Here is a 13,797-nt window from a genome sequence, read left to right on the forward strand (position 1 = left end):
TATGAAAAAAAAGCATATATCATTCTTTATTTTTTACTTACTCTCTTTATCAATAATTTCTCAATCAAATAATAGCATTTTAGATTCATCTGGCTTTAGAAGTCTTTCACAAGAAAATATACACTTGCATTTAAATACAAATTTTTTACTAACAGGAGAAAACTTACTATATAAAGTTTATAATTTATCATTAGAAGATAAAAATATATCAACTTTAAGTAAAATAGCTTACGTAAGAATAATTGATAAAAATAATACACCTTTATTTAATCAAAAAGTCAGATTAAATAAAGGCGTTGGTTATGGAGACTTATTTTTACCTAATAATATAGAAACAGGTAGCTATAAAATAATAGCATACACTCAATGGATGAGGAACAAACAAATTTTCTTTGAAGAAAATCTTTACATTATAAATCCTTTTTCTAATCTAGAAAAAATAAAAACAGCAACTGTAAGTAATAATATTATAAAAAAAAATAATGACACCTCCATTTCTTACATAAATACTAATAAAAAAAATTACACAACAAGAGAACTAGTTACCTTAAATATTACTAAAAAAATAAAAGGTACTTTTTCATTATCTGTTCGAAAAACTGATAATTTAGATTTACCTGAAAAATCATCGATTGTAAACTCATTTAAATTACCAAAGAAAGAATATAAAAACTCTACAAAATTTTATATACCAGAACTAAGAGGTGAATTAATTAGTGGTAAAATTATATCTAAAGACAATAATAAACACAATCTAAATAATTTAAAAATAGGCTTATCTCTCCCTAACAAAAATAAAATAACAAAAATATCTGTTACAGATAAAATCGGAAATTTTTATTTTAATATTAAGGAGCCTTACAAAAAATCAAAAGCAACAATACAAATTTTAAATGATGATAGACATCTATATAATTTTAAAATAGATAAAAAGAATATATTAGAAACTCATTTTGAAAATTTCAAACCAATTAGTATAACTAATAAAAATATTGAGATTATAAAAAGAAGAAGCCTTAATTTACAAATAGAAAATGCTTACAATACAATAAAAAAAGATATATTTATTAAAGAAAAAATTAATCCATTAATTTTTGAAGATAAATGTGAAATTATTATTTTAGATGACTATAAACGATTTAAAACGATAAAAGAAGTAACTATAGAAATTCTAAATAATGTTTGGATTGATAGTGATAATAATTTTAGGGTAAAGAATATGAATTCTGATACAAACAAAAAATTACCTACACTATTAATAGTTGATGGATCTATTATTTATAAGCATAATGATTTTTTAGATTACAATGCAAATAAAATCAAATCAGTATCTATACTAAGGCAAAAATATGTTTTAGGGGCTCAACTTTATGAAGGAATAATATATATGAAAACTTTTAAAAATGATTATGATCCTAATTCAGATTACTTGAAAAAATTGAACATTTCACACCCTCAAAAACAAAAAAAATATTTTTTCCAAACACATGAGTCTATAAAAAAAACGAGAAGAATTCCTGACTATAGAACACAGTTATTCTGGCAACCAAATTTAGATTTAACAAAAAAACAAATATCTTTTTTCACTTCTGATGTTATTGGGGTTTTTGAGATAGAAATTGAAGGTTTTACTAACTCAGGAAAACCCATTTCATACACAAAAAACTTTACTGTTAAATAAATAAAAAACCACAATAGATAACGTTGTGGTTTTTTGTTTACATTTACGCTATGAATCTTTTATCACATTTATATTTATCAGGAAATAACACCGAATTAATGATTGGTAATTTTATTGCTGACCATATTAAAGGTAATAAAATTTCTCATTTTAAAGAACGTATTCAAAAAGGCATTATTTTACATCGTCAAATAGATACTTATACCGATGCCCATGAAATTGTCAGAAAAAGTAAACGAAGATTACACGAACGCTACCGTCATTATGATGGTGTAATTATTGACATCTTTTTTGATCATTTTCTAGCTAAAAACTGGGCAACATATTCAGAAATCCCTTTGGATATTTATGTAAATTCTGTCTATCAGTTATTAGAAAAAAATAACTCAACGCTTCCAGAAAAAACACAAAAATTATTACCTAGTATGATTCAGTATGATTGGTTATATAATTATCAATTTACTAGCGGAATCCAAGAGGTTTTAAACGGAATAAACAGACGTACACAAGGAAAATCTCAAATGAATTTAGCTTCGGAAGATTTAGCAATTCATTATCATTTTTTTGAACAAGATTTTACTTTGTTTTTTGAAGATTTACGTGATTTTTGTAATATACAAATTGCTGAAATATGATTTTATCAGAAACACATCAAACTCCCGTATTAGAAAAACCTATTCGATTACAAGAATACGGAACTGGAATTTTTAAAACTATTCCAACAAAATCGGGATTCAAAAAAGCAATTAAAAAAAAGTTAGTTTTTGTCGATGGTAAAATTGCAACTACGGCTCTATTTATCAATGGAAATGAAAAAATAGAATTGTATAAAATTAGCGAAGAAACCACTTTTAAACAATTTAAATTTCCTTTAGAAGTTCTTTTTGAAGATGATTATTTAGCTGTTATTTATAAACCTGCAGGTATTTTAGTTAGTGGAAATTCGTTTGCAACTATTGATAATACACTACTGCAAAACATCAAAAAAAGCCCTTTGGAAGATGCAACACGTCCACGACCTGTGCATCGATTAGATTATCCAACAAGCGGACTTTTACTTATCGGAAAAACAAGTTCGAGTATTATCGCTTTAAATAAATTATTTGAAGATAAAAAAATTCAAAAAACATATCATGCAATAACTATCGGGAAAATAGAAAATAACGGAATTATTGATTTTCCTATTGATGATAAAAAAGCACAAACTTCATATAAATTGATAAAAACAGTTATTTCTGAACGATTCAAAACATTAAATCTTGTTGAATTATCGCCAAAAACAGGAAGAAAACATCAATTAAGAAAACATTTATTAGCTATAAAAAGTCCAATTTTAGGCGATAAAGAACATTTTATTGATGGATTTATATTAAACGGAAAAGGATTGTATTTACACGCATCTACCCTACAATTTGAACATCCGTTTACAAAAAAACAACTCGTAATTACAAAAGAGCTTCCGAATAAATTCAAAAAAATATTTGGTTGTTAATTTTACTTTAAAAAATATATCTTTGCCAACATGCGAATAGATATTATTACCCTAGCACCCGATTTATTAAAAAGCCCGTTTGAACATTCAATGATGAAACGTGCCATTGACAAAGGTTTAGCCGAAATTCATTTTCATAATTTACGTGATTATGGACTTGGCTCTTACAAAAAACTAGATGACACCCAATTTGGTGGTGGCGCTGGTATGGTTTTAATGATTGAACCTATTGATGCTTGTATTTCTAAATTACAAACTGAAAGAACCTATGACGAAATCATTTATATGACACCAGATGCAAAAACATTAAATCAATCAATAGCAAATACGATTTCTTTAAAAGAAAATATCATTATTTTAACAGGACATTATAAAGGTGTAGATCAACGTGTTCGCGACCGATTTATTACCAGAGAAATTTCTATTGGCGATTATGTTTTAACAGGTGGAGAGTTAGCAGCGGCTATTTTATGTGATGCTGTTGTTCGTTTAATTCCTGGAGTTTTAGGTGATGAACAATCTGCTTTAACAGACTCTTTTCAAGATAATTTATTATCGCCTCCCGTTTACACAAGACCAGCAGAATATGACGGAATGAAAGTTCCTGAAATATTATTATCAGGGAATTTCCCTAAAATTGACAAGTGGCGAGAAGAAAAAGCATATCAGCATACAAAAAAGATAAGACCTGATTTATTAGACGAATAATCAGTATATACTTTAAACACGTAGAGCCTGTTTAAATTTTAAATAAAGTGTTTTTTTAGATATAAACGTCACGCTGAATTTATTTCAGCATCGCACAAAACTAAGAACTACGGCAAATCAGGATGCGAAACTGAAATAAATTCAGTTTGACGGATTCGATTTTTTAGCGATAAAAGGTTTTTAAATGAAATTTAAACAAGCTCGTAGTTTTATTTGTTATTAAAAGAAAAGTAATCTCAGAAAAAACAGCTGTAATTATTTAATAAACAACAATTAAAACTACTGATAAACAAGACAATAAATCAATAAATATTATTTAAAAATAAGTTAGTATTTTATAATATTTTGATTAATTTTGCAGAAATAAATTAACCTCTGACGATAATCGTGTACGTTGTTTTATAAACCAATATAAATATCATTACAATGGATTTAGTAAAGTTTGTTCAAGACGAATTTGTAACAAGAAACGAATTACCTCAATTTGCATCAGGAGACACTATTACTGTGTACTACGAAATTAGAGAGGGAGAAAAAGTACGTACTCAGTTTTTTAGAGGTGTAGTTATTCAAAAAAGAGGAGTTGGTGCTTCTGAAACTTTTACAATCAGAAAAATGTCTGGTACTGTAGGAGTAGAACGTATCTTCCCTATTAACTTACCTGCTATTCAGAAAATTGAAGTAAACAAAAAAGGTATTGTACGTAGAGCACGTATCTTTTACTTTAGAGATCTTACTGGTAAGAAAGCAAGAATTAAAGAAAGAAGAGGTTAAGATTAACATCTTTATTCAACTTATAAAAAAGCATTGTGATTATTCACAATGCTTTTTTGTTATTTATAAATAGACGTTATGTAAACGGAATAACTTGTACCTACAAGATTTGGCATAATTTATTTTATCATATTCGAAATAAAACACCATAACTATTAACACTTTCCCATCATAAAACTCATTTCTAATTCTTAAATTTGCGATACTTCAATGAATTTAATAATTACTGTGCGTGTTTTAACCAACACCTCGTTAAAAAACTGATATATGAGCAAAATTGCAAAAATTATGTACACTAAAACGGATGAAGCTCCTGCATTAGCTACTCGTTCGTTTTTACCTATAGTAAAAGCTTTTACAAAATCATCTGATATAGAAATAGAAACGAAAGATATTTCTCTTGCAGGACGTATTCTTGCTAATTTTTCAGATTTCTTAACTAAAGAACAGCAAGTAGAAGATGCTTTAGCTTTTTTAGGTGAATTGGCTAAAAAGCCAGAAGCAAATATTATTAAATTACCTAATATTTCGGCTTCTGTACCTCAACTAAAAGCAGCAATTAAAGAATTACAATCATTAGGTTATGCCTTACCAGATTTTCCTGAAGAAGCAAATACAGATGATGAAAAAGCTATTTTAACTCGTTACAATAAAATTAAAGGTTCGGCTGTAAACCCTGTTTTACGTGAAGGAAATTCTGACCGTAGAGCTCCGAAAGCAGTAAAAAACTATGCACGTAAGAATCCGCATTCAATGGGTGCTTGGGCTTCGACTTCTGAAACTCATGTTGCTACAATGAATGATGGTGATTTTGCACATACCGAAAAATCAGTAACAGTTAATAATGCTACTGATGTAAAAATTGTACACACAAATACTAATGGAACTAAAACTACTTTAAAAGAAAAAGTTTCATTATTAGATGGTGAAGTAATTGATGCTTCTGTTATGAATAAAAAAGCTTTATTAGCTTTCTTAACAGATCAATTAGCTGATACCAAAGAAAAAGGATTATTACTTTCTTTACATATGAAAGCAACAATGATGAAGGTTTCTGACCCAATCATTTTTGGTCACGCTGTTCGTGTTTTCTTTAAAGATTTATTTGCTAAACACAATGCTACTTTTGAAGAAATTGGTGTTGATGTAAATAACGGATTCGGAAACTTACTTAGTAATTTAGAAGAATTATCTGCGGGTAAAAAAGCAGAAATTTTAGCTGATATTGAAGCTATTTATGCAAATAACGCAGATGTAGCAATGGTTAATTCTGATAAAGGAATTACTAATTTACACGTTCCTTCGGATGTAATTATTGATGCTTCAATGCCTGCAATGATTCGTACTTCAGGACAAATGTGGAATAAAGAAGGAAAACTTCAAGATACGAAAGCTATAATTCCTGATAGTTCGTATGCTGGTTTATATCAAGAAACTATCGATTTCTGTAAAAAAAATGGTGCTTTTGACCCTACAACAATGGGAACTGTTCCTAATGTTGGTTTAATGGCTCAAAAGGCTGAAGAATATGGTTCTCATGATAAAACTTTTGAAATCCCTGAAAACGGAACTGTTGATGTAATCGATGCTAACGGAACTGTTTTAATATCCCACGAAGTGGAACAAGGTGATATTTGGAGAATGTGTCAAACAAAAGATGCACCTGTTAAAGACTGGGTAAAATTAGCTGTTACACGTGCTAGAGCTTCTCAAACTCCTGCTATTTTCTGGTTAGGAAAAGAAAGAGCGCGTGATGCTGAAATCATCAAAAAAGTAGAAAAATATTTACAAGACCATAATACTGATGGTTTAGATATTCAAATTCTATCGCAAGTAGATGCAACTAAATACACTTTAGAAAGAGTTAAAGACGGAAAAGATACTATTTCTGTAACAGGAAATGTTTTACGTGATTATTTAACCGATTTATTCCCGATTTTAGAATTAGGAACTTCTGCAAAAATGTTATCTATTGTTCCTTTAATGAATGGTGGTGGTTTATTTGAAACTGGTGCTGGTGGTTCTGCTCCTAAACATGTTGAACAATTAGTTAATGAAAACCATTTACGTTGGGATTCTTTAGGTGAATTTTTAGCATTAGCAGTTTCTTTAGAACATTTAGGAGAAACTAACGACAATAGTAAAGCTAAAGTTTTAGCTGAAACTTTAGACGAGGCTACTGATAAATTATTAGATAACAAAAAAGGACCTTCAAGAAAAACTGGAGAGTTAGATAATAGAGGTTCTCATTTTTATATTGCAATGTATTGGGCACAAGCTTTAGCTGCTCAAGATAAAGAAGCTGATTTAAAAGCTCAATTTACACCTATTGCTGATAAATTAACTTATAATGAAAGTTTAATTATTAATCAATTAAATGATATTCAAGGTGATGCGATTAACATTGGAGGATATTATCAACCTAATGATAATTTAACAGATGTTATTATGAAACCTAGTGATGCTTTAAATAGTATTTTAAACGCTATTTAATATCAAAATAAATTTTTATACGTTATAAGCAGGTGATTTATTCACCTGCTTTTTTTGTTGAAAACATTAATAAAAATTTTATCAGCATAAAAAATTAATAATTACTAAATTTGAAACATGGATTTTATAAAAACAACCGAAACAGAATCAAAGTATAATCATTTAGAAAAAATGAGTATTTCTGAATTATTATCAAACATAAATAACGAAGATAAAACAGTGCCTTTAGCTGTTGAAAAAGCATTGCCTCAAATTGAAAAACTAACTACGCAAATAGTATCAAAATTAAAACAAGGCGGACGCTTATTTTATATAGGTGCTGGTACAAGCGGACGTTTAGGTATTTTAGATGCAAGTGAGTGCCCTCCTACTTTTGGCGTTCCTCATGAGTTGGTTGTTGGACTTATTGCTGGAGGAGATATTGCCATCAGGAAAGCCGTAGAAAATGCCGAAGACGCAACAATACAAGGTTGGAAAGATTTACAAAAAGAACAAATAACAAATAAAGATATTGTTATTGGTATTGCAGCATCAGGAACAACTCCGTATGTAATTTCGGCGTTAGAAAAATGTCATCAGAATGAAATAACTACTGGTTGTATTACTTGTAATGAAAATAGTCCGTTAGCATTAACAGCTCAATTTCCTGTTGAAGTTGTAGTTGGTCCTGAGTTTGTAACAGGGAGTTCTCGCATGAAAGCTGGTACGGCTCAAAAATTAGTACTGAATATGATTTCTACTGCAACAATGATTCAATTAGGTAAAATAAAAGGCAATAAAATGGTGGATATGCAGCTTTCTAATAAAAAATTAGTAGAAAGAGCAAAAAAAATGTTAGTTTCTGAATTAAATATCGACAAAAAACTCGCAGACAATCTTTTAAAAAAACACGGAAACGTTAGAAATGTTATTAAAAACTTCGAAAATGAGTAAAAAAACAACTACTGATACTGTTGTAAAAAAGTTTTTAATTTTATTAGGTTTATTAATAGTTTCTCCTATTACACTAAGTTTAGGTTTTAAAGCACAAAAGATTTTTACGGAAAGTCCTAAAATATATATTGCTTATATATCATTGGCACTTGGCGTTTTTTTAATATTTTTTACTGTATATCATGGCTTTAAAACTATAAAATCATTTTTAGATACTCTTTTTAATACCTAATGAAAACAAATACGAAAATAAATAAAATTATTAAATGGGAATATTGGCCATCGTTTATGTTCTATATTCCTAATATTCCTTTTGTTTGTTATCATATGATAAAAGCAAGGAATCTAGTTTTTTTTACGGCTACCAATCCTGGTATTGAAAACTCAGGAATTGGTACAGAATCGAAGTTTAAAACACTGTTATTATTACCTGAAAAATACCTTCCTAAAACGGTGCTACATAAAGCTGATTCTTTAATCAGTAATACATTAAAAGCTATTAATCAAACAGAAATAACATATCCGTTAATAGCAAAACCAGACATCGGATTTAGAGGTTTACTTGTCAAAAAAATAACGAATAAAGAAGAATTAATTTGTTATTTAAAAAAGTACCCTATTGATATTATCATTCAAGAATTTTTAACCGAAAAAAATGAATGTGGTATTTTTTATCATAGATTACCTAATAAAGAAAAAGGAGAAATTACTTCTATCACATTAAAAGAGTTTTTAAGTGTTACAGGAAATGGTATTTCAACTTTATATGAATTAATTGTTAATGATAAAAGGGCTAAAATTTATTTAGATATCATAAAAGAAGATTCCAATATAAACCTTGATAAGATAATAGAAAACGGAAGAGAAATTAAATTATCGTGTATTGGTAATCATTCTAAAGGTACTAGGTTTATAAATGGAAATCATCTTATATCTAAAGAATTAGAAAGCACTTTTGATCATTTAAAAAATCAAGATAATGATTGGTATTATGGTAGATTAGATATTAAATATAACTCTTTTGAAGATATTATAAAAGGTGATTTTAAAATTTTAGAACTTAATGGTATTTTAGCTGAACCTACACATATTTACGACGCTAAAAGTACAACCTATTTTAAAGCATTAAAAGATATTAGAGCACATTGGAAACAATTAAATAAAATTGCACGTTTTAATTTTGATAAAAATCAACACAAAAAAAACACAACTTTAGGCTTCATTAAAGACATTAAAAAATTAAGAAATTACACCAAATTAATTGCTAATTTAAGTAAAAATTGATTTTTTAAAAAAAATATGTATATTATGAATTATCTGTGTAAACTAAGTAATTTTTTAATAAAAATATTGTCTTATAGATAGATACGTTTAAAAATTCACATAAATTTCACATAACTCTACAAAAAAAAAACTAATATTGCTAAAAAAACAAAGTATGAAAGCTATATTTACTTTAATACTTCTTTTACTTATAAATTGCTCTTTTTATGCTCAAGTAAAAATAGGAGATAATCCATCATTAATTGATTTGAACTCTATTTTAGAACTAGAAAGTATTGACAAAGCACTTGTTATTAGTAGAATGAGTGATACTCAAATGCTTGCTATACAACCTTTAAAAGGAGCTTTAGTATATAACACTACTGAAAATTGTGTTTTTGTATATGATGGAACATTATGGAAAAGTTTATGTAATAATGGTACGGGAACAGGTACAGATACAGGTACAAGTATAAAAGTTACAACATCAAATGCAGCACCTACCGACAATGGTTTGGCTGATTTTTGGATTAACCCTGACTTAAATAATTCGACAAGTATATGGGACGGTAGTAACTGGATAGCGTTAGATAACAATCCTATAAAAGGAAATGGAACACCTGAAACAAATGTAACAAACTCAATTGCTGGTGATTTATATATTGATAGTACTACAGGTGATATTTACACATACGATGGTAGTAATTGGATTCCTGCAAAAACTCAATTAACAGCAGATAATGGTTTAACAATGGATACAACCAACAATATACAATTAGGTGGTGTACTTATTAAACCAACAATTATAGAAACAAGTGCTGCATTTACTTTAGGAATTACTGGTTTAGAAGACGGAGATCTTACAACAGATGCAATTGTTACTGTAAACCCTATAACAGGATTATTAAAAAAAGTAACAACAACAAGTTTACTTAGAGAGGAAGTAACACCAATAACCGCTATTGACGGGCAAGTACAGTTTACTCCTAATATTGTAATTACAGATGAAAAAAAAGTAAATGTATATAGAAACGGTGTACGAATAGATTTTACAGTAGTAAATAGTACTACTATAGAAATAGAACCTGAAGCTACATGCTACTCAGGTGATAAAATAAGAATAGTGCAATTTTATTAATAAACCTTAATTAGAAACCTAAAACAATTATTTATGAAAACAATTACAAACAAATTTAAATTAGCCGTCGTTGCCGTTGGTATGTTAGTCGGAACTGTTAGTGCTCAAAATACTGATGCTACTACACTTATTAAAGATACAGACGCAACTAAAACCGTAAAATTAATTGACAATAAAGGTACCATCAAATACTTACAATCTAGTAATGGTATTACTCAAATTACTTCTACTGCTCCTGGTAATAGAACAACTACTACTTGGCAATTAGGTGGTGCTTTAACTGATAACACGTATATTACAGCAGATGCAAATAAAGAATTTGCTTTAGATGGACTTGAATTAGTTACTGATGCAACTACAGCTTCTGTTGATGCTACTGATAGGTCGATTCATGGAGTTGGTACAGGTTTTACTGTATTAATTAGAAATGAAGTTTCTGGAGCGATTCAAAAAATAAAACTTACTGATTTATTAAAAGTAGAAGCTGTTTATCACGTATACGTGATCAAGCTGCTGATGCTGGAGCAAATGTAGATATTGTAGTGGCTGGTTTACCTGCCTTAAATGCTGCGTCTGTTAATAAATTATTTGTATTCAGAAATGGTGCTAAATTAAGACATACAACTGATTTTGATGCTTTAACAACTGCTGGTACTGTTACTATAACTTACGATGCTGCTGATTTACCAATGTATGCTGGTGATGTTATTGAAATTCAATATATCAAATAATTTTAAATATAAAATTATTTGATATATAGCTTAGCATTGGTTCTTTCAAAATAGAACCAATGCTTAAAAGCTATATAAAAATAGGAAATCCAGATAACATTCACTCGTATTCCTAAAAAAATTAAAAAACAATTATTTATATACTTTTATCTTTAAAAGAAAAATAAAACTATTCTTGTACACCCCCTACTACAAAATAGTAACTATTATAATAAAGTTCTCATAATTATCAATATTCAAAACACTTATATAGTACATAAAATGATAGAATATAACAAAAATACTTATATATTACTTTTTGCATTTATTATTTTTTCATTAAAAATAAATGCACAACGAGTTAGGGTTATTGATAATAAAGGAACTATTAAAATAGTAAATAGCACTGTTACAACAAATATTACAGGTATAGCACCAACAAATCCTTTAGAAGGTGATATTTGGTTTGATACACTTAATAGTGAAATTAAAATTTATGATACAGAACCATTATCTGCACCTATTTGGAGAAATATGTCGGGATATTATACTGATAATATTTATAATATCGATGGAAATTTAACTTCTAATAGATTTGTAGGAGGAGGAGGAAATCAGTTAAGGTTTTCTGGTTTTGATCGATTTGATATAGATAATGCTAATTATGTACTATTACAGTCTAATGGTTATTTTGATATAAGAGCAACTACAGGTATTAACCTTTATAGTGACACACGTATCACAGGAAACATATCAGTACAAGGAGGTTATAGAGATAGTGGAAGTAATTATGGTAATGTTGGTCAAATACTATCATCAACAAATACAGGTACTAGTTGGATTGATAATACAGCAGCTATAACAGGAACTACAGGTTCTATCTTTTTTGCTGGTGCAACAGGAAATCCTACAGAAAATAATGACCAATTATTTTGGGATGAAACAAACAAAAGACTTCAAGTTGGATTAGCTTTTACAAATAATATAAATAATAAATTAAATGTTAGAGGTGCAATAAGAACAACTGGTTTAAATAATGCTGATGGAACAGTAGGAACCCCATCTTATAGGTTTACTACTGATAAAGATACAGGGATGTATAAACCTGCTGCTGATGAAATTGGTCTTGTTGTTGGCGGAAAAGAAGCAATTAATATTGATGAAACAGCTAATAATACAACAGTAACAATTAAAGAAACACTTAAATTAGATGGAGCTTTATTAGATTCAAGTCTTCCTAATGGTAATGCAGGTACATTAGGGCAAATTTTATCATCAACAGGTACAGCTACCAAATGGATTACCCCTAATTTAGCTATGATAATAAATAAAACTTCAGACTATACATTAACACTTTCTGATAATGGAAATGTTTTAACTTTTAATAGCACAACAGATATAACGCTTACCGTACCAACAGGTTTACCTATAGGTTACAATATAAGTATTTATCAAATAGGTACTGGTAAAGTAACTATACAAGGAGGCGCAACAATATTAAACAGATTATCAAGATTTAAAACAGCAGGTAAAGATGCTGGCGCAGGTCTTATAGCTACAGGCACTAATATATTTCATTTAACAGGTGATTTAAAAAAGTAAACAAATGAATAAATACATTTTAATACTTTTATTAGCTACCACCTTATCAGGGTACTCTCAAATAGCAAAGTACAATAATTTTCCTACTAAAAAACCTCATCATATACTTGATGATAAATTGGATAATATAAGTTTTGCTTTTTCTATGCGAGTTATAGAAAGTAACTATAATGGTCCTATAATTCGACTAAGAAGAGCTAGTGATAATGCCGAACAAGATTTTGGATGGGCAGATAATGATATTGTAGACGTAAATGCAATAAATACATGGAAAGGTACAAGTAATGTATTTGTACATACCTGGTATGACCAAAGTGGTTTAGGTAGAAATGCTGTACAAACTACACAACATAGGCAACCTCGTTTTTATCCTGATGTAACTATTCCTTATTTTCAAGGAGATGGTAGAAATGATAATAATGTTAATAATCAAGGAGATCATTTAACAATAGATACTCCTAACGGAATACAAGACCTAACCAATAATGGAAATGAAGGTACTGTTATTTCTGTTATAAAAGCAACAAAAAAAAACCAACATACTTTTGGTGTTTTAGTTGATGAAAATCGTTGGTCTACTCATATAAACTGGAATGATAATTATTTATATTTTGATCCTGGTGTTTGTTGTAATAATACTCGACGATTTTATAATAATACAAATATAAATGTCTGGCAAATTTACTCTTTTATTAAAACGACAACAAATACAATTGCACGCTCAGGTACTATAGAAATGTTTAATAATGTATACACTAAAGGAAAATGTAATAGAACTGAAGATTTTGCGATAGGTTGGGCTACAGGAAATAAACCTAATAGCCGTACAACAAGTTCTTTCAATGAAATTATTATGTATAATACAAACATAAATACAATACAAATACAAGAAATAGAACAAAATTCAATAACATTTTGGGGTATTTAAACATAAAACTTCTTTATAAAAACAACCAAATATTTTATAAAAATAAAACACTAATAAATAATCAATTACACTTTT

The 13,797-nt window shown here is 28.5% G+C and carries 14 protein-coding genes; all 14 read left to right on the forward strand.

Annotated elements, in window-relative coordinates; translation table 11 throughout:
- The first annotated feature begins 1 nt into the window (after position 1).
- The 14 genes from PG913_RS07875 to PG913_RS07940 all read left to right on the forward strand — a co-directional run bounded on the left by PG913_RS07875 (position 2) and on the right by PG913_RS07940 (position 13,722).
- On the forward strand, positions 2-1,681 hold the full coding sequence (locus PG913_RS07875) for a hypothetical protein (RefSeq protein WP_271230256.1): 1,680 nt from the start codon (positions 2-4) through the stop codon (positions 1,679-1,681).
- Between the two features lie 50 nt (positions 1,682-1,731).
- Positions 1,732-2,316, forward strand: a complete 585-nt coding sequence (locus PG913_RS07880; RefSeq protein WP_271230257.1) for an acyl carrier protein phosphodiesterase — start codon at positions 1,732-1,734, stop codon at positions 2,314-2,316.
- On the forward strand, positions 2,313-3,173 hold the full coding sequence (locus PG913_RS07885) for an RluA family pseudouridine synthase (protein WP_271230258.1): 861 nt from the start codon (positions 2,313-2,315) through the stop codon (positions 3,171-3,173). Before PG913_RS07880 ends, PG913_RS07885 begins: the two co-directional genes overlap by 4 nt.
- Before the next feature lie 30 nt (positions 3,174-3,203).
- Positions 3,204-3,881: a tRNA (guanosine(37)-N1)-methyltransferase TrmD gene (gene trmD, locus PG913_RS07890; RefSeq protein ID WP_271230259.1), complete on the forward strand. Its 678-nt coding sequence runs from the start codon at positions 3,204-3,206 to the stop codon at positions 3,879-3,881.
- Positions 3,882-4,307: 426 nt separating this feature from the next.
- Positions 4,308-4,655 (forward strand): 50S ribosomal protein L19, encoded by a 348-nt coding sequence (gene rplS / locus PG913_RS07895; protein WP_271230260.1) that lies wholly within the window; start codon positions 4,308-4,310, stop codon positions 4,653-4,655.
- A gap of 267 nt (positions 4,656-4,922) precedes the next feature.
- Entirely contained in the window at positions 4,923-7,148 is a 2,226-nt protein-coding gene (locus PG913_RS07900; protein ID WP_271230261.1) for an NADP-dependent isocitrate dehydrogenase, read from the forward strand.
- 117 nt (positions 7,149-7,265) lie between these two features.
- Positions 7,266-8,081 (forward strand): N-acetylmuramic acid 6-phosphate etherase, encoded by an 816-nt coding sequence (murQ, locus tag PG913_RS07905; protein WP_271230262.1) that lies wholly within the window; start codon positions 7,266-7,268, stop codon positions 8,079-8,081.
- Complete coding sequence (locus PG913_RS07910; RefSeq protein ID WP_271230263.1) at positions 8,074-8,313, forward strand: DUF6095 family protein; 240 nt, start codon at positions 8,074-8,076, stop codon at positions 8,311-8,313. The genes murQ and PG913_RS07910 overlap by 8 nt, the downstream gene beginning before the upstream one ends.
- Positions 8,313-9,365: an ATP-grasp domain-containing protein gene (locus PG913_RS07915; RefSeq protein WP_271230264.1), complete on the forward strand. Its 1,053-nt coding sequence runs from the start codon at positions 8,313-8,315 to the stop codon at positions 9,363-9,365. Before PG913_RS07910 ends, PG913_RS07915 begins: the two co-directional genes overlap by 1 nt.
- 154 nt (positions 9,366-9,519) lie before the next feature.
- Positions 9,520-10,482 (forward strand): hypothetical protein, encoded by a 963-nt coding sequence (locus PG913_RS07920; RefSeq protein ID WP_271230265.1) that lies wholly within the window; start codon positions 9,520-9,522, stop codon positions 10,480-10,482.
- Between the two features lie 33 nt (positions 10,483-10,515).
- On the forward strand, positions 10,516-11,016 hold the full coding sequence (locus PG913_RS07925) for a hypothetical protein (RefSeq protein WP_271230266.1): 501 nt from the start codon (positions 10,516-10,518) through the stop codon (positions 11,014-11,016).
- Between the two features lie 8 nt (positions 11,017-11,024).
- On the forward strand, positions 11,025-11,213 hold the full coding sequence (locus PG913_RS07930; RefSeq protein WP_271230267.1) for a hypothetical protein: 189 nt from the start codon (positions 11,025-11,027) through the stop codon (positions 11,211-11,213).
- 261 nt (positions 11,214-11,474) lie between these two features.
- Positions 11,475-12,794 (forward strand): hypothetical protein, encoded by a 1,320-nt coding sequence (locus tag PG913_RS07935; RefSeq protein WP_271230268.1) that lies wholly within the window; start codon positions 11,475-11,477, stop codon positions 12,792-12,794.
- A gap of 4 nt (positions 12,795-12,798) precedes the next feature.
- Entirely contained in the window at positions 12,799-13,722 is a 924-nt protein-coding gene (locus PG913_RS07940) for an arabinofuranosidase catalytic domain-containing protein (RefSeq protein WP_271230269.1), read from the forward strand.
- Positions 13,723-13,797 lie beyond the last annotated feature (75 nt).

The sequence above is a fragment of the Tenacibaculum pacificus genome (assembly GCF_027941775.1).
Taxonomy (GTDB): Bacteria; Bacteroidota; Bacteroidia; order Flavobacteriales; family Flavobacteriaceae; genus Polaribacter; species Polaribacter pacificus_A.